Genomic DNA, 20210 nt, shown 5'->3' on the forward strand with positions numbered 1-20210 from the left:
ATGTTGGACGCCACCGTCATTCGGGCCCACGCCCAGGCCGCCGGCGCGCGGCGAAAAAAGGGGGCCCTAACGCCCAGGCGCTTGGCCGGTCTCGTGGCGGGTTCGGAACCAAGATCCACCTCTGCGTAGACGCCCTTGGTCTGCCTGTCCGCATCATCCTGGGCCCGGGCCAGCAGAACGACATGGCCTATGACGCCAATCGTCTCTACGAAAAGATCATCGCCCAGGGCGGCGATCCCTGCGTGCCGCCCCGCCGGCATCGCAAACGCCAGCACGCCTACGACACCGCCCTCTACAAGGAGCGAAACCACGTCGAGCGTTTTTTCAGCCGCATCAAGCAGTTCCGCCGCATCGCAACCCGGTACGACAAGCTTGCAACCACCTTCATGGGCTTCGTAACCCTCGCCGCCATCATGCTATGGCTCAAATAGCTAAATCGTAACTACGGCCTAGTCACCACGCGGCAAGGCGGCCTTCACCGGAGGCGTACCCATGAGCGGACAGTGGGACCAGCCACACTTCTCGACCTTCAGACGTCGCCTCCAATGCCCGCGACAGTTGTGCAGGCGTCTCCGGTAGCGCTCATCTCCGGCGCGGCATCAAGGTGTATGACGCAGTCCGTCAGGTTCGCTCACGGCCGACGACGGCAGCCTGGCAAGCGCCAAAACTGATCCTTGATCCAGCACCCTTACAGCCAGGGCTGATGCGACGCTCGACCGATCGCGAACGGCTGACGGTTTTTTTTCGGCACCGCCAGACCCCCTCGAGACGACGTGCATTTCGCAAGGCGCCGGTCTGCCAAATCCCCTAAAATACGAGCATTCGCCTCAGCCGTGCAAATTTATAGGCGTGGGTATGGGGAAATCGACTCTTCAGATTGAACGCTCAAGGTTGGTCGAGGTCGTATGCGACAAAACGAGCCAATATTCGGGCAACTCAAACAGGAATGAATAAATTTTTTACCCGTTGCTTATTTTACAGATTGACGCGAGAAATCCGTTCATTCCCCGTTAATGCGGGAAAACACAAAAGTCTTTTTGTCGGTACATTAGAAGTCATTTGATATTTGCAGTCGGGATTTCTCAATTCCATGCTGAATGAACCGAGCTTTTGCCTTCCAACGTGCGTGCTCTCCGCTGCGTGAGGGCCGGGCGCCCTGACATCGCGGCGGCACTACGAGGCGTCTATGTTGCGGTCGAGTCTTATCATGTTCGCGCTGTTGACGACGGGCCAGGGCGCCCAGGCCGAACAACCTCCAGCGCCGGGGCAATTGCAGCAAATTCCGCCTGCTTCCGTTCCCCAGAGGCCCGCCCCGGCCATCCGCATCGAACGGCCGGAACCGTCGGAGAACGCCGCTCCCGAAGGCGCACGGATCCGTGTGGACACGCTGCGCGTCACGGGCGCGACCCTGTTCACCGAAGCGCAGTTGGTGGCGGAGGCGGGCTTGATCCCCGGACGCTATCTCACCCTTCCCGAACTTCGCAATGGGGCCGCCCGGATCACGCGCTTCTACAGCGCTCATGGCTATGCGCTGGCCCAGGCCTATCTCCCGGCGCAGGACGTCGTGGCGGGGACCGTGACCATCGCCGTGGTCGAAGGCCACTACGGGTTGATCACCCTGCGCAATCAGTCCGGCGTGGCCGACGCCGTAGCCGGGAAGGTGCTGAAGGGCCTCAACCGCGGCGACCCGGTCGCGATCGCGCCGCTCGATCGCCGTCTATTGCTACTTTCCGACATCCCCGGCGTCGTCGTTCATTCGACGCTGTCTCCGGGCGCCGAGGTGGGCTCTTCGGATCTCACCGTTGACCTAACCAGGGCGCCCCGGATTTACGGCAGCCTCGAAGCCGACAACGCCGGCAATCGCTACACCGGCGCCTACCGGTTCGGCGGCTCGGCCAATGTCGCCAATCTGACCGGCATGGGCGACCTAATCAGCCTGCGCCTGCTCGCCTCCACCGAGGGCCTGGCCTACGGGCACGCCGCCTGGCAGGCCCCGCTTGGCGACGCCACCGTCGGCGTGGGCTTTACCCACATGCAGTACGATCTGGGGCACGAATTCTCGGCGCTTCACGCCAACGGCACGAGCGACATCGCCGGCCTGTTCGCCAGCTACCCGCTGATCCGCTCGCGCGCCGCGAACCTCTACGTTCTGGGCGGTCTCGAGGCCAAGTTCCTCACCGACGAGATCGGCCTGCTATCGCAGGTCTCCGACAAGACCATCCACGCGGCGACGATCGGCCTGCGCGGGGATTCTCGCGACGGGTTCGGCGGCGGCGGCTGGAACTCAGCCTCTCTGTCCTGGACCTCGGGCCGCCTGAACATCGAAAGTCCGCTCGAGCGCGCCGCCGACGCGGCGAGCGCCCGTTCCCAGGGCGGGTTCAACAAGCTGCAGTTCGCCGTCTCCCGGCTTCAGACGGTGCGTGGACCGCTGTCGGTCTACGGCGCGGTGCGCGGGCAGATGGCCACCGACAATCTCGACATCTCCGAAAAGATGGAACTGGGCGGCGCCTATGGCGTGCGCGCCTATCCGGAGGGCGAGGCCTACGGCGACCAAGGCTATGTCGCGACATTGGAAGCCCGCTGGACACTTGACGCATGGACGCGGCCCATTCCGGGCCAGTTCCAGCTGATCGCATTCGTGGACGCCGGTGAGGTCGACTACGCCAAGGACCCCTGGTTTCCCGGCCCCAACCGGGCCAGGCGCAGCGGTGGCGGCCTTGGCGTCAATTGGTTTGGCCCGGACAACCTCAGCGTCCGCGTCGCCTACGCCCGCCGCTTCAACGACCAGATTTCGACGTCGGAGCCTGACAAAAAAGGCCGCGTCTGGGTCCAGATCGTCAAGCTGTTCTGATGACCACCATGGCCGTCTCGCCCCTAGCGCATCTTCTGAAAAAGAACGTTCCGATGAACAGTTTCCATCACACGATCGCCGACGCCGGGCTGGATGCGGGACGTCGATCCGACAGCATCGGCCGCCGAGGCGCCCTCGCCGCCTCCAGCTGCCTGGCCGGGATCGCAGCCTCCGCCTTGATCGGCTTGAGCAGCGTGATGGCCCTGGCGACAGCGGCTCAGGCTCAGACCCTGCCGACGGGCGGAGCGGTCACTGCGGGCGGCGCTACCATCGCCACAGCTCCTGGCGCGATGACCATCAACCAGTCGACCCAGAACGCCGCGATCAATTGGCAGAGCTTCTCGATCGGCCAGGGCGGCAGCGTGGTCTTCATCCAGCCCAACAGCGGTTCGGTGGCTCTGAATCGCGTGGTGGGCCCGAACGCGTCGGCGATCTTGGGCAGCCTGACCTCCAATGGCCAAGTGTTCCTGATCAACCCCAACGGCGTACTGCTCGGACAAGGGGCTCAGGTCAATGTCGGCGGGCTGGTCGCTTCCACCCTGGCAATGACCGACAGCGATTTCATGGCCGGCAACTATCGGTTTTCTGGGAGCGGTGGGGTCGTCCGCAACCAGGGGAATATCATCGCGACAGGCGGAAATGTCGCGCTGCTGGGCGGCCAGGTCAGCAATGAGGGGCTGATCCGGGCCAATCTCGGGTCGATCGCCCTGGCGTCGGGCGAGGCCATCACCCTCGACGTCGCCGGCGACGGGCTGCTCAATGTCGTCGTCGACAAGGGCACGGCTAACGCGCTGATCCAGAACAGCGGCATGCTTCAGGCCGACGGCGGTCGGGTGGTGATAACCGCACAGGGGGCGGGCGACCTGCTCCGCACGGTGGTCAACAACACCGGCGTCATCCAGGCGCGGACGATCGGTCAGCGTAACGGAACCATCCAACTGCTCGGCGACATGACGAGCGGAACGCTGAACGTGGACGGAACCCTTGACGCCAGCGCGCCGGGCGGCGGCGGCGGCGGGTCCATCAAGACCTCCGCCGCGATCGTCAACATCGCCCCCACGGCGCAGATCACCGCGGCCGCCCCCACGGGGGTCGCCGGGATTTGGCAGATCGAGTCGGCCGACTTCACGATCGGCGCTGGTGGCAATATTTCCGGCGCCACCCTGTCGGCCCGACTCGTGACCACCAATGTCACGATCAGCACGCGGGCGGCCGTCAGTGCGTCGAGTACGGGGGACATACTGGTCAATGACGCGATCGCCTGGACCGCGTCATCCACCCCGACCACCCTGACGCTGAACAGCCGCCGCGACGTCAACATCAACGCCGCGATCAGCGCCACCAAGGGCAACTTCGTCGCCTGTTGCGGGCGCGACGTGAGCGTCAAAGGCGCCATCACCACGGTGAACGGCAGCGTCCTGCTGAACGCCGGCCAGAACGTCACCGTGTTTCACACGATCACCACCACCGACGGCAACATCGCGCTGTGCGCCGGGCATGACGTCCATATCGACGGCGCCGTCACCCTGACCCGCGGCAGCACCATTCCCGCCCAGAGCCTGGGCCTGCCGGTCGGCCTGACGCTCATCGCGGGCGCCGGCGGGACGGGCCCGGGCGTGGGCGCCGGCACGATCATCTTCAGCCCGCTGGCGCCCCGCGTCACGGTCACGGCCACCCCGGTGACGATCAATTACAACCCCGTTGCCTACGCGACGCCTTCGGCCTTCGCGACCCGCTTCACCCTGACCGAGGGCGCCGCGCTGACGCAGCGGATGCTGCTGTTCCCGGACGGAAGCCGAGTGTTCAACGGTGGGACGGCCACGACCCTCTCAGGCTTCAGGACCACGGCGGTTTCGGGGCTGCCCACCGGCGTCACCCTGGTGACGGGTCCCGGCGCGAGCGCCACCTTCGACTCGGCCACTGTGGGCGATGACATCGGGATCACCTACAGCGGCTACAGCCTGGCCGGAGCCAACGCCAGCCGATACGCCCTGGCCGACTTCTGTTGCGTGTCGAACCAGAGAACACAGGGAACGATCTCCGCAGCGCCGGTCACGACGCCACCGGTCACCCCGCCCGTGACACCGCCGGTGGTCCCGCCCATCGTCCCTCCGGTGACGCCACCCGTGACCCCTCCGGTCACGCCGCCGGTGACGCCGCCAGTGACGCCGCCAGTGACGCCGCCGCCTGTTACCCCGCCCGTGACGCCGCCCGCGGCGACGCCGGCCGTCTTTTATCCGCTCGTCACGCCCACCCCGATCTCGGCGACATCGTCCGATCTGGCCTTCAATGTCGTGGGGGGGGGCGTGCGGATGCCGCCATACGAGACGGCCCGCCTCCCGCCATCGGTGGAGGAGGTTGTTCGGCCGATGGAAAGAGCCGCGCCGGTCGCGCCAGCCGCGCCGCGTCCCATGCAGGTGCCGGTCTATCCCAGAAAACAGGATCGCAACTGACCATGCGATGGTTAGCGCTTGAGGCCGGCCGCCGGCCGCCCGTACCGGGACGATGGATGGCGGCGGCGGGACTGGTCCTGGGGCTGGCCTTCGGTCGGCCGGGCATGACCGCCGAACCCTCCCTCGCAGAAGGCGCCCCTGGCGCCGCCGGGGAGGCGCCCACGTCGTCAGCTGCGAGTGAGGTTGCTACCTGGGTGCACGAGACGGCCGACAATCAGGGGCTGCCCTTTCTGATCATCGACAAGGTCAGTGCGCAGGTTTTGGCCTTTGACCCCCAGGGCCGGCTATTGGGGACAACGCCCGCCCTGATGGGCCTGACGCACGGCGATATCTCGTCCCCCGGCATAGGCCATCGCCCCCTGTCGGCCATTACGCCGGACGAACGCATCACTCCGGCCGGTCGGTTCGTGGCTTCGATCGGCGAGAACCTCGGCGGCAAGAGTATTCTGTGGATCGACTATGACGCCGCCCTGTCCCTGCATCCGGTCATCACGACCCGCGCGGCCGATCGGCGACTGGAGCGCCTCGCCACCGCCGCGCCCGATGACAACCGGATTTCTTATGGGTGCGTGAACGTGCCCACCAGGTTCTATGGCGATATCGTGCAACCGATGTTCAAGGGCACGATGGGCGTAGTCTATATCCTGCCGGAATCTCGATCCCTCGCGCAGGTGTTTTTCGCGCATCCGAGGGTCGTCACGTCGGCGTCAGACGCCCCGGCGAATAGACCCGGCCTTGAAGCTTTCTAAAACCACGCACCGCGTTTAGCCCTCGACCTGCACGCCGCCAATTAAACGGTGAGTTTGGCGTAGGCGATGACTCCTCACCGCCAAGCACACAACGCGCCTGAGAGTCATGACCGGGGTCTTGGGCCGCGTCAGAAACACGACCTCCAGACCCGCGCTCCGCAGGCAATTATCGAGCCTAGCACCTGGAATCACAGATCGCTGACACGTTGGTCCTTGAGGTGTCTCTGGGAGACCTTGGTCTTGGTCCAGAAGAAGGGTTTGGGGTTGGCGCTATAGGCTTCGATGAAGTGATCCATGTCCTCGCGGAGTTTTCGAACCGAGGTGAAGGAAGCCTTGAAAAGCGACTTTTTCTGCAGGATGGGGAACCAGATCTCGACTTTATTGAGCCATGAGGCGCTGGTGGGCGTGAAGTGAAAGGTCACCTTGGGGTGAGCTTCGAGCCAGACGTGGTTGTTCTTGTGGGTGTTGAGATTATCGAGGATGACGTGGAGTTCCTGGTCGGGATAGGCGGCCACGACTCCGTCCATGAACTCGAGAAACTCCAGACGCCGCCTGCGCTTGGTGTGGGCGCGGTGACCTTGCCGGAAGCCACATCGAAGGCGGCGAAAAGGGTGGATGTGCCGTGGCGCTTGTCGTCGTGGCTATGGCCGCTGAGCGCCCGGCCGTTGGGCAGTTTCAGGGCCTGGATCGACGGCTTCTCGTCGACACAGATCACCACCGCATTTTCGGGCGGCGCCATGTAGAGCCCGACCACGTCCGCGGCCTTGGCCACGAAATCGGGATCGCGGCTCCCGCACCAGTATTTGCTGGCCACCAGATCGAGCTTTTGCGCGCGCAGCACCCGCCAGACGTGCTGGGCATGCACATCCCCCAACGCGGCGGCGATCCTTGGGAACCATCCCCAACGCTGAATCATGAATCAGACACTCATGGAAGCCGGTACTGGGCGTCGACAATCGCAATAAGGAGGACTAAAGCGTTTCGTATGCGGCAACTGCTCGCCTTCCTGGCCGTTCTGGCCCTGCTGATCAGCCCGGTGGCTGCCGCTGCTGCGCAGGTCGAGTGCGCCAAGAGCGGGCCCGAGGCGATGATGGACATGTCCATGCCGATGGCCAAGTCCACCGACGGCGCCAAGGCAAGCCACGATCCTTGCTGCGACGAGCACCAGAACGCTCCGCACGACGGCAAGGCCTGCGCCCAGATCTGCGCCGCCCTGTGCGCGACGACCGCCACTCCTCCCACTTCGGAAATCAAGCTCCCGGCCGTCGTGCCGATGCGCCTAACGGCGGCCCCCGACAAGCCGTTGCGCACGTACGCGCCGCCGGGCGACGAACGACCTCCCAAACAGATCGCCTGAGCTTGGCCCGCGTCTAACGCGGCGCCATCCCGTGCTGTGTCGTCGAGGCTGCGCCCTCTTGCGCTTGCCTAACGTCATCCAGCGCATCCGAGCGCCGCCTCGCGCGGTCGCCAACTCTCGCGATCGGAAACCCTATGCGCATCACGATCACCATCGCCGCGACGCTGCTGGCCAGCGCCGTCCATGCCGCGCCCCTCACTTACCGCCAAAGTCTCGATGCTGCGGCCGCCAACGCGCCAGCTCTGCGCGCCGCCGCCCTGCAGGTCGAGGCGGCCAAGGCTTCGGCCAAGGCCGCTGGCGCCCTGCCCGACCCCAGGCTGGCGCTGGGTCTCGACAATTTCCCGGTCTCGGGCCCGCTGGCCGGTCGGCTCGGCGCCGACGAGATGACCATGGGCCGGGTCGGCTACAGCCAGGACATGCCCAGCGCCGCCAAGCGCCAGGCCCGCATCGGCCGGGCCCAAGCCGACATCGTCGCGGCCGGGGCTGAGGGCGCGGTCGAAGCCCGGCAGGTTCGCGTCGCCGCCGCCCTGGCCTGGATCGAACTGCTCTACGCCCAGCGCAAGCTGGCCGCGCTGGATGGCGTGGCAGCCCAGCTAGGCCCGCTCTGGAGCGCCGCGCCTTCCGGCGTCGCCTCCGGACGCTCGAGACCCGCCCAGGCGCTGGAGGCGGCGCAAATGCGCGCCGCCCTGGAGGATCGCCGCAGCGAGGCGGTCTCCAAGCTGGGACGGGCTCGCGCGATGCTGACGCGCTGGACCGGTGACGCCGATCCCCAGGCGATCGGCGAGGCGCTCGACCTGGACCTGGCCCCCGCCAATCTCAGGGTAGCGATCGACCGCAATCCCACCGTGCTGGCGCGAGACGCCACCACCCGCCAGGCCCAGGCCGACCTCGCCCTGGCCAAGGCCGACAAGCGCCCCGACTGGAGTTGGGAGGTCGCCTATCAGCGCCGCGACCCGATGTTCGGCGACATGGTTTCGGCGGGGGTCAGCGTCAGCCTGCCGCTGTGGGGCAAGAGCCGCCAGGACCCGATGATCGCCGCGCGCGCCGCCAGCGCTGGCCGCGCCGAGGCCCAGCGCGAGGACGCCCGCCGGACGCTGGCCGCCCAGCTCGAAGCCGATCTCGCCGACCACGTCATGCACCACGAGCAATGGCTGCGGGCTCGCGACACCCTGCTGCCGCTCGCCAAGCAGCGCGCCGACCTGGAGACCGCCGGCTACGGGGCCGGCACGGCCGCCCTGCCCGACGTGTTGGCCGCCTTCGCCGGCCTGGCCGACGCCCAACTCACCACTCTGGACCGCGAGGCAGCCGTCGCCATCGACGCCGCCCGCCTATCCCTGACCTATGGAAGCGACGAATGAACCCGTCACCCTCGATGAAGGTCCTGCTCGGGGCCGGCGCGGCCTTGGTCGTTCTGGCCGGCGCCGGCGGCTACGGCCTGGCCCGACTGACCGCCGAGCCAGCGATGTCGGACGCCACGGCCGATAGTCGCAAGGTTCTCTACTGGTACGACCCGATGGTCCCAGCCCAGCATTTCGACAAGCCGGGCAAGTCGCCGTTCATGGACATGCAGCTGGTCGCCAAATATGCCGGAGTAGGCGATGCGACCAGGCCTTCGGCCGGAGTCCGCATCGATCCGGCCACCGCCCAGAATCTCGGCGTCCGCACCGTGGAGACCCGCCAAGGCGTCCTGCTCGGCGGTCTGACCGCCACCGGCGTCATCGACTTCAACCAGCGTGACGTGGCCGTGGTCCAGGCGCGCTCCGGCGGCTTCGTGCAGAGGGTCTATGGCCGGGCTCCTGGCGATGTGATCGGGGCCGGCGCGCCGCTGGCCGACCTGCTGGTTCCCGACTGGGGCGGGGCCCAGGCCGAATATCTGGCGGTCAGACGCACCGGTGACGCGGCCCTGATCGCCGCCGCCCGCCAGCGCCTGCGACTGCTGGGCATGCCCGAAGGCACGATCTCCGCCGTCGATCGCGACGGCCGGGCCCGCGCGATCATCACGATCAGCGCGCCGCTGGGCGGGGTGATCACCAGGCTCGACGTTCGGGCCGGGATGACCGTGGCCATGGGCCAGGGACTGGCCGAGATCAACGGCCTGTCGCGGGTCTGGATCACCGCCGCCGTGCCTGAGGCGCAAGGCGGCCAACTGCGCCAAGGTCAATCGGTCGGCGTTGCCCTGGCGGCCTATCCCGGCGAGATGCTGCGGGGAACGGTGCAGGCCATCCTGCCCCAGGCCCAGGGCGAGACCCGCACGCTCCAGGCCCGCATTGAGTTGCCCAACCCCGGCGGCAAGCTGCGCCCAGGCATGTTCGCCACTGTCTCGTTTGATACCGACGCGCGCCCGGCCCTGCTGCTGCCGTCCGAGGCGGTGATCCGCACCGGCTCGCGCGCCATCGTCATGCTGGCCGGCGACAACGGCCGCTACCAGGCCGTCGAGGTCAAGATCGGCCGCGAGTCGGGTGGCCAGAGCCAGATCCTGGCGGGCCTGAGCGCCGGTCAGAAGGTGGTGGCCTCTGGTCAGTTCCTGATCGACTCCGAGGCCAGCCTGGCGGGCCTGCAAGTTCGGCCGCTGGCGGCGGACGCCGCCATGGCGCCGATGACCTCGGCTGCGGCAAAGCCCGCCTTGGCCGAAGCGACGGGGCGCATCGAGCAGGTGACCAAGGACAGCATCACCCTCTCCCACGGCCCGATCCCGGCCATCGGCTGGCCGGCCATGACCATGGCCTTCCGCGCCGACCCGATGCTGCTGCGGGGTTTCAAGACTGGCGACCAGGTCAGCTTCGCCTTCGACCAGCCGCCAGCGAGCCCGACGGTGCGACGCATCGCCAAGCTCGGAGGCGGCGCATGATCGCCGCCCTGATCCGCTGGTCGGTCGCCAATCGCTTCTTCGTGCTGCTGGGCGCCCTGGCCCTGATCGTGGCCGGCGGCCTAGCCGTGCGCTCGACCTCGATCGACGCCCTGCCCGACCTTTCCGACACCCAGGTGATCATCCGCACCAGCTATCCGGGCCAGGCCCCGCAACTGGTCGAGAACCAGGTCACCTATCCGCTGGCCACCACCATGCTGTCGGTGCCCGGGGCCAAGACGGTGCGCGGCTATTCGTTCTTCGGCGACAGCTTTGTCTATGTGATCTTCGACGACAAAACCGACCTCTACTGGGCTCGCTCGCGGGTCCTGGAATATCTCAACCAGGTCCAGGCCCGCCTACCCGAAGGCGCTCGCCCGGCCCTGGGTCCCGACGCAACAGGGGTCGGCTGGGTCTATGAGTACGCCCTGGTCGACAAGACCGGCGGTCACGATCTAAGCCAGCTTCGATCCCTGCAGGACTGGTTCTTGCGCTACGAGTTGAAAACCCTGCCGGGCGTGGCGGAGGTCTCGGCGATCGGCGGCATGGTTCGGCAATATCAGGTCGTCCTCGATCCGGTGAAGCTGGCTGGATACGGCGTTACCCACAGCCAAGTCGTCGCCGCCCTGAAAGGCGCCAACGCCGAAACCGGCGGCTCCGTCCTGGAACTGGGCGAGGCCGAATACATGGTCCGTGCCACCGGTTATCTGAAGACCCCCGAGGACTTCCAGGCCGTTCCGCTGAAGACGGCGGCCGGCGGGATCCCGGTACGGCTTGGCGACGTGGCGACCATACAGGTCGGTCCGGAGATGCGGCGCGGCATTGCCGAACTGAACGGCCAGGGTGAGGTGGCCGGCGGGGTGGTGATCCTCCGCTCGGGCGAAAACGCCCGCACCACCATCGCGGCGGTGAAGACCAAGCTGGCCGAGCTGAAAAAGAGCCTGCCGCCCGGCGTCGAGGTGGTCACGACCTATGACCGCTCGGGCCTCATCGACCGCGCCGTCCATAACCTGACCGGCAAGCTGCTGGAGGAGTTCCTCGTCGTCGCCCTGGTCTGCGCCCTGTTCCTGGGCCACCTGCGTTCGGCCTTGGTGGCGATCATCTCGCTGCCGCTGGGGGTGCTGGCCGCCTTCCTGGTGATGAAAAGCCAAGGCGTCGACGCCAACATCATGTCGCTGGGCGGCATCGCCATCGCCATCGGGGCGATGGTCGACGCCGCCGTGGTGATGATCGAGAACGCCCACAAGAAGCTTGAACGCTGGGCCCACGACCACCCGGGCCAGACCCTGGTCGGCGAAGCCCGCTGGAAGTTGGTCACCGAGGCCGCCGTCGAGGTCGGACCGGCGCTGTTCTTCAGCCTGTTGATCATCACCCTGTCGTTCATCCCGGTGTTTACCCTGCAGGCCCAGGAGGGGCGGCTGTTCCGTCCCCTGGCCTTCACCAAGACCTACGCAATGGCGGCGGCGGCCATCCTGTCGGTGACCCTTATCCCGGTGCTGATGGGCTACCTGATCCGTGGGCGTATCCCCGACGAGGCCTCCAATCCGATCAACCGCGTCCTGACGGCGGCCTACCGGCCTGCCCTGGACTGGGTGATGGGGCGGCCCAGAACGACCCTGGTCATCGCCCTGCTGGCCTTCGCCACCACGGCCTGGCCGCTGGCCCATCTGGGGGCCGAGTTCATGCCCAATATGGACGAGGGCGACCTGCTCTATATGCCATCAGCCCTACCAGGGCTGTCGGCGGCCAAGGCCGGACAGCTCCTCCAGCAGACCGACCGAATGATCAAGACCGTTCCTGAGGTCGACAGCGTGTTCGGCAAGGCCGGCCGCGCCGAGAGCGCCACCGACCCGGCCCCGCTGGAGATGTTCGAGACCACGATCCGCTTCAAGCCGCGCGACCAGTGGCGGCCGGGCATGACGCCCGACAAGCTGGTTGCCGATCTCGACGCGCGGGTGAAGGTCCCGGGTCTGACCAATGTCTGGGTGCCGCCGATCCGCAACCGCATCGACATGTTGGCCACCGGTATTAAGAGCCCGATCGGCGTCAAGGTCTCTGGAGCCAACCTGGCCGAACTCGACCGCATCGCCCGCGAGGTGGAGGGCGTCGCAAAGGATGTGCCGGGCGTCAGCTCGGCCCTGGCCGAACGGCTGACCGGCGGCCGCTATGTCGATGTCCGCATTGACCGGGCCGCGGCCGCGCGGTTCGGGCTCAACATCGACGACGTCCAGTCGATCGTCTCCGGGGCGATCGGCGGCGAGACCATCGGCCAGACGGTCGAGGGCCTGGCCCGCTATCCGATCAGCGTCCGCTATCCACGCGAACTGCGCGGCAGCCTGGAGGGCCTGCGGACCCTGGCGATCCTGACGCCGGGCGGCGCGCAGATCACCCTGGGTACGGTGGCCCAGGTCGAGATCGCCGACGGACCGCCGATGCTCAAGAGCGAGAACGGCCGACCGACCACCTGGGTCTATGTCGATGTCCGAGGTCGGGATTTAGCCTCGGTGGTCGGCGACCTGCGTCAAGCCGTCGACCGACACGTCAAGCTGTCGCCCGGCGTCAGCCTCTCCTATTCGGGTCAGTTCGAATATCTGCAGCGAGCGGCCGACCGGCTGAAGATCGTCGTGCCGGCCACCCTGCTGATCATCTTCGTCCTGCTCTATGTAATCTTCCGCCGGTTTGACGAGGCGGGCCTGATCATGGCCACCCTGCCCTTCGCCCTGACCGGGGGGATCTGGACGCTCTATCTGGCTGGTTTCCACCAGTCGGTGGCTACGGGGGTCGGTTTCATCGCCTTGGCCGGGGTCTCGGCCGAGTTTGGGGTGGTGATGCTGATCTATCTCAAGCACGCCATGGACGACTTGGGCCCCGACCCCACAATGGATCAGGTCGAGGCCGCCGTGCGCGAAGGCGCCCTGCTGCGCGTGCGGCCCAAGGCCATGACCGTGGCGGTGATCCTGGCCGGCCTGGCCCCCATCCTCTGGGGCCATGGCGCGGGCTCTGAAGTGATGAGCCGCATCGCCGCCCCAATGATCGGCGGCATGCTCACCGCCCCCCTGCTGTCGATGTTCGTCGTGCCCGCCGGCTATCTGCTGCTGCGCTGCCGGCAAGCCCGAACCTCCCCTTCCACTTCCACTTCCACTTCCACCTCAGCCTAAGGAGATTTGCTGATGAAGACCCTGTCCCTCACCCTCGCCGCCCTGCTGGCGACGACCAGCCTGGCCGCTTGCGGCCGCAAGACCGAAGCGCCCGCCGCTCCGGCCGCGCCGGCGCCCGCCGCTGCGCCTGCTCCGGCCGCGCGCGGCGACATGGCCGGCATGGACATGGCGCCGGCCGACAAGATGGCCAAGGGCGTCGGCGTGGTGACGGCGATGGACAAGACCATCGGAACGATCACCCTCGACCACGAAGCCATTCCCGAGGCCGGCTGGCCAGCCATGACCATGGGCTTCAAGGCCGCTCCGGCCCTGCTGGACGGCGTCGCGGTCGGCGACAAGGTCGCCTTCGACCTGAAACTCCATGACGGTTCGGGCGAGGTCACCGCCATCGGCAAGCGATGACCTTCGCCTTGGCGGGAGCGCATGCGTTCCCGCCTCGCAATCGCCGCCTTCCCATCGGACCGCCATCCTGCCGCCTCGGGCTTCCCGGCTGCCCTCCAGCAAGGTCTTGATCCCATGTGCCGCTCACGCCTGACCCTCGCCGCCGCCGCGATCCTCACACTGGCCGCCTCCCCCGCCCTGGCCCATCCTAAGCTGCTGTCGGCCTCGCCGTTCGCAGGCGGGGTCAGCGGCCCGACCAATCGCCTGACGCTGCATTTCAGTGAGCCGCTGGTCGCCAAGTCCTCCAGCGCCGATCTGACCGCGACCAGCATGATGATGGGCGGCAAGCCGATGGCCCATGTGATGAAGGTCGACGGCGTCGCCGCGGTGCTCGATCCGGCCGACCACAAGACCCTGCTCCTGACCCTGAAAGCGCCGCTCACGGAGGGGACTTACAAGGTCGACTGGCATGTCGTGTCGACCGACACCCATCGCCTGAAGGGCGACTAAAGCTTCACCGTCAAATAGGCCGACGATGGACCTCGTCAACATCCTGGTGCGGCTGCTCCAGTACGGCGCGCTGCTGCCGCTGTTCGGACTGACAGCGTTCGCGATCCATGCGCAGGACGCCCAGAGCCGCAGGGACCGTCGACAGGTCGTGATCGTGTTGACCGCCATCGGCCTGTTGACCGCCCTCGCCTCGTTGCTGATCCTGGCGGCGATGATGAGTGGCGACCCGGCGGGCGCGGCGGATCCCGCCACCCTCTCGGCCGCGATCATCGGCACGTCGGCCGGCCGCGCGGGCCTGCTGCGCGTGGCGGCCTTGGCGCTGCTTCTCGGCTTAGTCAGATTCGGCGGTCCGCTGTCTCGACTGATCTGCGCCGCTGTGGCCTTGGCCACCCTGGCCTGGGCCGGTCACGCCGCCGGTGGCGAAGGCCTGGCTGGCGCCCTTCATCTGTCGGCCGATGTCCTGGACCTGTGGGTCGCAGGGATCTGGCTCGGAGCCCTGGTCGCCCTCTGCGCCATGGTCGCCGCAAGACGTCCTGACCCCGCCGCCACGGCTGACGTCCTGGCGGCCCCAACGGAGCGGTCCAGACCTTCGCCTTCGCCGACAAAGGCGCCTTCCTGGAGTCGGTCGAGGCGATCCCCGAACCCCATGGGTTCGATGCACGGCTGTCGATCGCCCACGGCTCGCACGGCCACGACTTCGACGTGATCTTTGCCGAACACGACCATGATCACGGCCATGACCACGGCGGTCTGGACGTTTCGGACCCCGGCTACCAGGACGCCCACGAGCGCGCCCACGCCAACGACATCAAGCAGCGTTTCGCCGGTCGCGATCTAACCACGGGGCAGATCATCCTGTTTGGCCTGACCGGCGGGTTGATCCCCTGCCCGGCCGCCATCACGGTGTTGTTGCTGTGCTTGCAGCTCAAGCAGATTGCGCTCGGCGCGACCCTGGTGCTGTGTTTCTCGATCGGCCTGGTCATCACCATGGCCACCGTCGGGGTCGTGGCGGCCCTGGGTATGCGTCACGCCGAAAAACGGTTTGGGAGCGCGTTCTCGACCTTCGCGCGTCGCGCGCCCTACGGGTCAGGCGTGCTGATCACCGTCGTCGGCCTGATCTTGGCCGTGCAAGCCGTGCGGGCTCTCTTGGCTTAAGGCGTCGCCGCGACTCCATCGCCGGGCACGCCAAGCCATCTGCCGAGTCTACGCTACGGGGCGACTGACCCCTGATAAGCTTGGAACCACAACTCCGGCGACGAGGCCTAGTTGCCAGGTTTTCGTCGACACTCGGGTCACGTTGCAACTGACCGCAGCCTCTTGGTAGGGCACGACGCATATTTGTAGCGACCAGCGAAGCGAAAAACTCTGCCTGTTATTGGCTAAATGGCGCTGGCTTCACCAATTTAGCCATCGGCAAAACGCGTCGCTTGGCGAAGCCTAGTGCGGCCAATCCTATCATTTGACTTGATACTGTGCGGAGTGCGCCACAGTTCGGCCAGTTGGTGAACCAGCCGGAGATCGTGGCGTTCTCGGCTGAGGCGTAAACGCCGTGGGTGGGAAAAGCCGTTGTCGCAATCGTCTACAGCAGTCGTCGCCGCGCGCGACCTGACCCCCGCGGGCATCAAAGCTGAAAAGCTGAATTTCGCCAGCGACCTCAAGATCTTGACGCCCACCCTGCGGCGGTACGCTCGCTCACTCTCGGGGTCCACCGACGCCGCCGAGGATCTTCTTCAAGACACGCTGGAAAGGGCTTGGCGCGCCCGGGAGCGATACGACCCAGCGCGCGGCCTGCGGCCTTGGCTCGCGACCATCATGCGCAACCGCTTTTATGACGTGGTGAGCGCCAGCCGGGACACGATCCAGGATGTTGATGGAAAATACGCGGCAGAGCTGTCGGTGCTGCCCACTCAGCTCTTCAGACTGGAAATTGAGGGCGTTATTCTCGCGATTGACGCCCTGCCTGCTCCTTACCGCGAAGCCATTTACGCCATCATCTTGCAAAGCCTAAGCTATGAAAGCGGCGCTGCGCTCATCAAATGTCCGATCCCGACGCTCAAAAGCCGGGTGCAGCGGGGCAAGTTGATGCTGCAGAAAAGCGTACTGGCTTAGCCGTGGTGAGGTACGCCGCGCGCGCAATGGCGTTAGACGACCGGTGCGGGCCTTGTTTTGATAGCAGACGTCGTTGTTTCCGTCTGCGTCCTTGAGGCGGCGCCCACCCTCGGCTGAATAATAATCGTCAAGCTGAACCAGGGGAGACCTGACGCCCTATAGAATTTCGGCCGCGGCACAATCACGAAGTCCTAATATTCCCAAGTCCCCATGCATCTTCATCGCCCCATCGTTCGTATCTGGCACCAAAGCTGACAGATGCAATGCTCTGTCGCCACGATTTGGGGCCGAAGGTGTCCGACGACTTTCGAGACCAACTTATCGCATTGACGCCAAAGATACGCGCCTACGCGATGTCGCTAACGCGCGCGCGTCATTGGGCGGACGACCTCGTGCAAGATACCTTGGAAAGAGCGTGGCGGGCCCGAGCCAGTTTTCGTCCTGAATCCGATTTACGGATCTGGCTATTCACCATCCTGCGAAACCGCTTCACCGACGGATATCGCCGCCAGCGGCACACGGTGCAAGATGTCGATGGCGAGCATGCCATTCGCCTGAGTTCGCCCGCCGAGCAGAACTGGCGCCTGCAATATGGCGACCTGCTGGCGGCGATCGAGCGATTGCCGCCCGACAGCCGTTCCGCCCTCGTCCTGATCAGCGGCGCGGGGCTGACGTTCGAGGAGGCGGCAAAGGTCTGCGGTTGCCCCGTCAGTACGGTGAAAAGCCGCGTCCAACGCGCCCGACGCCTGCTGATGGAATTCGTCGATATCGCGCCCGCGCGAAAAGCTCGACGAGCGACGCGGGGAGACGAAGCGGCCTCCGCAAAATCGACCGAAGCTTTTCTCCAATGATCGCTCGGGGCCGCACCTTACGCCTGCGCCGCTGGGGCATTAGCCTGATCGTCATCGCGTTTCACTTCGTTGTTTTCGCGGCGATGTCGCTCGGCCCCACGGTTGTTCCCACGCCACAAGCCGAGCCGGGCGTGCTGACGGTCGCACTGTTTGACAGGCTCGCACCGCGCGCCACGCCGACGCCCGAGACGCCGACGCCGACCGAGCCCCTGCCCGACCGTCCGCCCAGTCCGACCACGGACGACAAGCCTGCTTCCGCGCCGCTACTCGCACCAACCCCCGCGCCCCTGGACGTGGTCGCGGTGGTGCGCGAACTGGCGGTGGCCGATCCCACCGCGCAGCCTCGCCCCCTGTCGCACGCCGCCGCGTCACGTCCCGAGGCGGCTGTGACCGTCAGTCAAACCGCCGACAGCGCATCGACCTGCCAGATGACCGAACAGCTGCAGGCGCGCCTGGCCGCCGATCCGCAAGTGTTGGCGGCCTTGGCCCGCATACCGCGCGACGCCAGATCGGTGGCCAACGCGCTGATGCTATGGGATGGCGCGTGGGTCGGAACAGACCAGCGAGAGACCGCCCAGGCCCTGACGACGCTCCAGGCGTCCATCGCCGCGGCGATCGAAACCGCCTCGCCCGATTGCCGGAGCCTGCCCGTACTCGGCCCACGCCTGCTCTCCATCCCCGACGCCAGCGGCGCCACCTTGCTTGTGATCGGATCAGGCGCTTGGCATTGGGACGATCTTTTGACGCAGCAAACTTCCAAGCTCGACTAAGCTAGAAAACCGTTTAAAATCAATGGACTGCCAATCTTGGCGAAATATTGACGAAAGTTTCGAGCCGCCTGCGTCCGTCTGCGGAGTGCAGCGTATCTCAGATGAACCGCGTAGTGAGATCCGGCCCCCCGCCGACCCGCCGCGACGGTGAACGTGTGTTTCGCACGATCAAAGAGGGCGGTCATGAAGAGACGTTATGGATTTGGACTTGCGACGGCGTTCGCGGCCCTGATGGTTTTCGCAGCCGAGCCCAGCGTGGCGTCCAGCCACCGGGAAGCGCCGGGCATCACCAAGACACCGAAAGTCGACGGGACCGATTTCTATATGTTCCGCAGCTACGCGCCGGGCCGTGAGGGCTTCGTGACCTTCATCGCCAACTACATTCCCCAGGGCGGACCCGGCGAAGGCCCTAACTATTTCACCATGGACCCGGACGCGGTCTACGAGATCCATGTCGACAACGACGGCGCCGTCAACGGCGGCGCGATGGAGGACCTGACTTTCCAGTTCAAGTTCTCCAACACGCTGCGCAATGACACCGGCATTACGCTGAACGTCGGCGGCAAGACCCTCCCGATCCCGCTGCGCCACGTGGGGCCGATCAGCGCGACAGACGACCCCAATCAGGGCGAGCAGGAATCCTATACCCTGACCGTTATTACCGGCGATCGCCGGACTGGAACACGGGCAAGCGCCACTAACGCGGCCGGCGGCGGCCTGAGCTTCCGCAAGCCGTTCGACAACGCGGGCAACAAGTCGATTCCGAACTACGCCAACTACGCCGACCAGTTCATCTACGACGTCAATCTCCCGGGCTGCGCAACGGCCGCCAAGGTCTTCGTCGGCCAGCGCGCCGAGGCCTTCGCCGTCAATCTGGGCCCGATCTTCGACCTGGTGAATTTCGTGCCTATCGAGGGGGCCAGCGCCCCTGGCGCCAACGACAACGGCGGCTTCCCGGGCGGCATCAAGCAGAGCGCTGACAACCAGGAACTGATCGGCAAGAAGAACGTGACCTCGCTCGCGCTCGAAGTGCCGATCGCGTGTCTCACGGGAGCGGGCAACGGCACGATCGGCGCCTGGACGACAGCCAGCCTGCCTCAAGCCCGCCTTCTCGACCCATCGCCGACCTATCAATCGACGGCCACCCAAGGCGGCGCCTATGTGCAGGTCTCGCGCCTGGGTGAGCCCCTAGTCAACGAACTGGTCATCGGCCTGCCGCAGAAGGACCTGTTCAACGCCGCCGAACCTACCCAGGACGGCGCCCTGGCCGACTATGTGACCAATCCCACCTTCCCAGCGATCCTGGACGCTCTGTTCCGCGCTCCGGTCAATGCCACCCTGGGCACAAACTTCACCAACCTCGCGCCTAACAACTTCCCGCGCGCTGACCTGGTGGCCACCTTCTTGACGGGCATCGCCACGCTCAATCAACAGAAGACGGTCACCCCGTCCGAGATGCTTCGGCTGAACACCGGCGTAAATCCCACGCCGCGCGCCACCCAGAGCTCCTTCGGCGTGGTCGGCGATGACCTCGCCGGCTACCCCAACGGTCGTCGCCCCGGCGATGACGTGGTCGACATCACCCTGCGCGTGGCCATGGGCCGCCTGTGCCATCCCGTGCCGATCAACCACGTGCAGACCGATCTTAAGCTGTGCACGCCCGCGAACGCGCCGACCGGTATGGTCGCATACACCGATGGCGCACCGAGCAGCGCGACCACCCTGGCCGCGACCTTCCCCTACCTCAACACTCCGCTGCGCGGCTCTCCGCGTCCGCAGACCCAGCCGTAGGAGAAACAGCGATGATCCGCATTCTGCGCAATATCGCCGTTATCGGGCTATTGGCGGCCAGCGTCGCCGCATGCGGCGGCGGTGGCGGCGGTGGCGGCGGTTCCGTGGCGGTGACCCCGCCGACGGCCAGCCCGCCGTCCATCCAAAGTGCGTTCGGGGCGGGGTTTGCGACCCTGTTCAACGCGGGTCCCAATACCGACCCAGCCAAGCCCACGACCGGGGACGTGATCGCCCTCAGCCTGACCACCGACCCGCTCAAGCTGCGCTAGCGAGCGGGCTTGGCCTACGAACAAGGCGGCGGGGGGGGGCAGACCGCCCCCCCGCGTGGTTTTAAAAAACCAGGGTTTTTGGCGGCGCCCCGCCCGGGGGGGAAACAAAAAACCCC

Annotated in this window: 16 protein-coding genes and 2 pseudogenes; 17 read left to right on the forward strand and 1 reads right to left on the reverse strand. The window is 66.3% G+C overall.

The window, feature by feature from the left end; genetic code table 11:
- From ACP7AG_RS04975 to ACP7AG_RS04990, 4 genes and pseudogenes are all read left to right on the forward strand, one after another.
- A pseudogene (locus ACP7AG_RS04975) lies at nt 1-431 on the forward strand (transposase); the annotation flags it as partial.
- 776 nt (nt 432-1207) lie between these two features.
- Nucleotides 1208-2851, forward strand: coding sequence for a ShlB/FhaC/HecB family hemolysin secretion/activation protein (locus ACP7AG_RS04980; RefSeq protein ID WP_426029991.1), 1644 nt, complete (start codon nt 1208-1210; stop codon nt 2849-2851).
- 53 nt (nt 2852-2904) lie between these two features.
- Nucleotides 2905-5304, forward strand: coding sequence for a filamentous hemagglutinin N-terminal domain-containing protein (locus ACP7AG_RS04985; protein ID WP_426029993.1), 2400 nt, complete (start codon nt 2905-2907; stop codon nt 5302-5304).
- A gap of 56 nt (nt 5305-5360) precedes the next feature.
- Nucleotides 5361-6053, forward strand: coding sequence for a L,D-transpeptidase (locus ACP7AG_RS04990; protein WP_426029995.1), 693 nt, complete (start codon nt 5361-5363; stop codon nt 6051-6053).
- Between the two features lie 188 nt (nt 6054-6241).
- Here the strand turns inward: ACP7AG_RS04990 and ACP7AG_RS04995 are convergent.
- Nucleotides 6242-6945 (reverse strand): annotated as a pseudogene (locus tag ACP7AG_RS04995) (IS630 family transposase); the annotation flags it as partial.
- A gap of 93 nt (nt 6946-7038) precedes the next feature.
- On the opposite strand from ACP7AG_RS04995, the gene ACP7AG_RS05000 reads away from it, so the two are divergent.
- The 13 genes from ACP7AG_RS05000 (at nt 7039) to ACP7AG_RS05060 (ending at nt 20094) form a co-directional block, all read left to right on the forward strand.
- Nucleotides 7039-7410: a hypothetical protein gene (locus ACP7AG_RS05000; RefSeq protein ID WP_426029997.1), complete on the forward strand. Its 372-nt coding sequence runs from the start codon at nt 7039-7041 to the stop codon at nt 7408-7410.
- Between the two features lie 134 nt (nt 7411-7544).
- Nucleotides 7545-8768: a TolC family protein gene (locus tag ACP7AG_RS05005; RefSeq protein WP_426029999.1), complete on the forward strand. Its 1224-nt coding sequence runs from the start codon at nt 7545-7547 to the stop codon at nt 8766-8768.
- Nucleotides 8765-10258: an efflux RND transporter periplasmic adaptor subunit gene (locus ACP7AG_RS05010; RefSeq protein ID WP_426030001.1), complete on the forward strand. Its 1494-nt coding sequence runs from the start codon at nt 8765-8767 to the stop codon at nt 10256-10258. The genes ACP7AG_RS05005 and ACP7AG_RS05010 overlap by 4 nt, the downstream gene beginning before the upstream one ends.
- The gene (locus ACP7AG_RS05015) at nt 10255-13413 is read left to right on the forward strand and encodes an efflux RND transporter permease subunit (RefSeq protein WP_426030002.1); all 3159 of its coding nucleotides are present in this window, start codon (nt 10255-10257) and stop codon (nt 13411-13413) included. The genes ACP7AG_RS05010 and ACP7AG_RS05015 overlap by 4 nt, the downstream gene beginning before the upstream one ends.
- Nucleotides 13414-13425: 12 nt before the next feature.
- Nucleotides 13426-13815: a copper-binding protein gene (locus ACP7AG_RS05020; RefSeq protein WP_426011675.1), complete on the forward strand. Its 390-nt coding sequence runs from the start codon at nt 13426-13428 to the stop codon at nt 13813-13815.
- Between the two features lie 21 nt (nt 13816-13836).
- Entirely contained in the window at nt 13837-14304 is a 468-nt protein-coding gene (locus ACP7AG_RS05025; protein ID WP_426030003.1) for a copper resistance protein CopC, read from the forward strand.
- 25 nt (nt 14305-14329) lie between these two features.
- Nucleotides 14330-15010, forward strand: a complete 681-nt coding sequence (locus ACP7AG_RS05030) for a hypothetical protein (protein WP_426030004.1) — start codon at nt 14330-14332, stop codon at nt 15008-15010.
- The gene (locus ACP7AG_RS05035) at nt 15007-15459 is read left to right on the forward strand and encodes a nickel/cobalt efflux transporter (RefSeq protein ID WP_426030005.1); all 453 of its coding nucleotides are present in this window, start codon (nt 15007-15009) and stop codon (nt 15457-15459) included. Before ACP7AG_RS05030 ends, ACP7AG_RS05035 begins: the two co-directional genes overlap by 4 nt.
- 411 nt (nt 15460-15870) lie before the next feature.
- Nucleotides 15871-16413, forward strand: a complete 543-nt coding sequence (locus tag ACP7AG_RS05040; protein WP_426030006.1) for a sigma-70 family RNA polymerase sigma factor — start codon at nt 15871-15873, stop codon at nt 16411-16413.
- 293 nt (nt 16414-16706) lie between these two features.
- Nucleotides 16707-17264 carry a sigma-70 family RNA polymerase sigma factor gene (locus tag ACP7AG_RS05045; RefSeq protein ID WP_426011678.1) on the forward strand — a complete coding sequence of 186 codons (558 nt, stop codon included), beginning with the start codon at nt 16707-16709 and terminating at the stop codon, nt 17262-17264.
- The gene (locus tag ACP7AG_RS05050; protein ID WP_426030007.1) at nt 17261-18034 is read left to right on the forward strand and encodes a hypothetical protein; all 774 of its coding nucleotides are present in this window, start codon (nt 17261-17263) and stop codon (nt 18032-18034) included. Before ACP7AG_RS05045 ends, ACP7AG_RS05050 begins: the two co-directional genes overlap by 4 nt.
- 183 nt (nt 18035-18217) lie before the next feature.
- Nucleotides 18218-19825, forward strand: a complete 1608-nt coding sequence (locus ACP7AG_RS05055; protein WP_426030008.1) for a DUF4331 domain-containing protein — start codon at nt 18218-18220, stop codon at nt 19823-19825.
- An 11-nt stretch (nt 19826-19836) separates the two neighbouring features.
- Complete coding sequence (locus tag ACP7AG_RS05060; protein WP_426011681.1) at nt 19837-20094, forward strand: hypothetical protein; 258 nt, start codon at nt 19837-19839, stop codon at nt 20092-20094.
- Nucleotides 20095-20210: the final 116 nt, after the last annotated feature.

It is taken from the genome of Caulobacter sp. DWP3-1-3b2 (assembly GCF_049896325.1).
Lineage (GTDB): Bacteria > Pseudomonadota > Alphaproteobacteria > Caulobacterales > Caulobacteraceae > Caulobacter.

Excerpts from the sequence above, each read along its gene's own strand:
- ACP7AG_RS05055 (WP_426030008.1), top strand. The coding sequence starts at position 18,218 with ATGAAGAGACGTTATGGATTTGGACTTGCGACGGCGTTCGCGGCCCTG.
- ACP7AG_RS05025 (WP_426030003.1), top strand. The coding sequence starts at position 13,837 with ATGCGTTCCCGCCTCGCAATCGCCGCCTTCCCATCGGACCGCCATCCT.
- ACP7AG_RS05030 (WP_426030004.1), top strand. The coding sequence starts at position 14,330 with ATGGACCTCGTCAACATCCTGGTGCGGCTGCTCCAGTACGGCGCGCTG.
- ACP7AG_RS05000 (WP_426029997.1), top strand. The coding sequence starts at position 7,039 with ATGCGGCAACTGCTCGCCTTCCTGGCCGTTCTGGCCCTGCTGATCAGC.
- ACP7AG_RS05010 (WP_426030001.1), top strand. The coding sequence starts at position 8,765 with ATGAACCCGTCACCCTCGATGAAGGTCCTGCTCGGGGCCGGCGCGGCC.
- ACP7AG_RS04980 (WP_426029991.1), top strand. The coding sequence starts at position 1,208 with ATGTTCGCGCTGTTGACGACGGGCCAGGGCGCCCAGGCCGAACAACCT.
- ACP7AG_RS04990 (WP_426029995.1), top strand. The coding sequence starts at position 5,361 with ATGGCGGCGGCGGGACTGGTCCTGGGGCTGGCCTTCGGTCGGCCGGGC.
- ACP7AG_RS05060 (WP_426011681.1), top strand. The coding sequence starts at position 19,837 with ATGATCCGCATTCTGCGCAATATCGCCGTTATCGGGCTATTGGCGGCC.
- ACP7AG_RS04985 (WP_426029993.1), top strand. The coding sequence starts at position 2,905 with ATGAACAGTTTCCATCACACGATCGCCGACGCCGGGCTGGATGCGGGA.
- ACP7AG_RS05005 (WP_426029999.1), top strand. The coding sequence starts at position 7,545 with ATGCGCATCACGATCACCATCGCCGCGACGCTGCTGGCCAGCGCCGTC.
- ACP7AG_RS05015 (WP_426030002.1), top strand. The coding sequence starts at position 10,255 with ATGATCGCCGCCCTGATCCGCTGGTCGGTCGCCAATCGCTTCTTCGTG.
- ACP7AG_RS05050 (WP_426030007.1), top strand. The coding sequence starts at position 17,261 with ATGATCGCTCGGGGCCGCACCTTACGCCTGCGCCGCTGGGGCATTAGC.
- ACP7AG_RS05020 (WP_426011675.1), top strand. The coding sequence starts at position 13,426 with ATGAAGACCCTGTCCCTCACCCTCGCCGCCCTGCTGGCGACGACCAGC.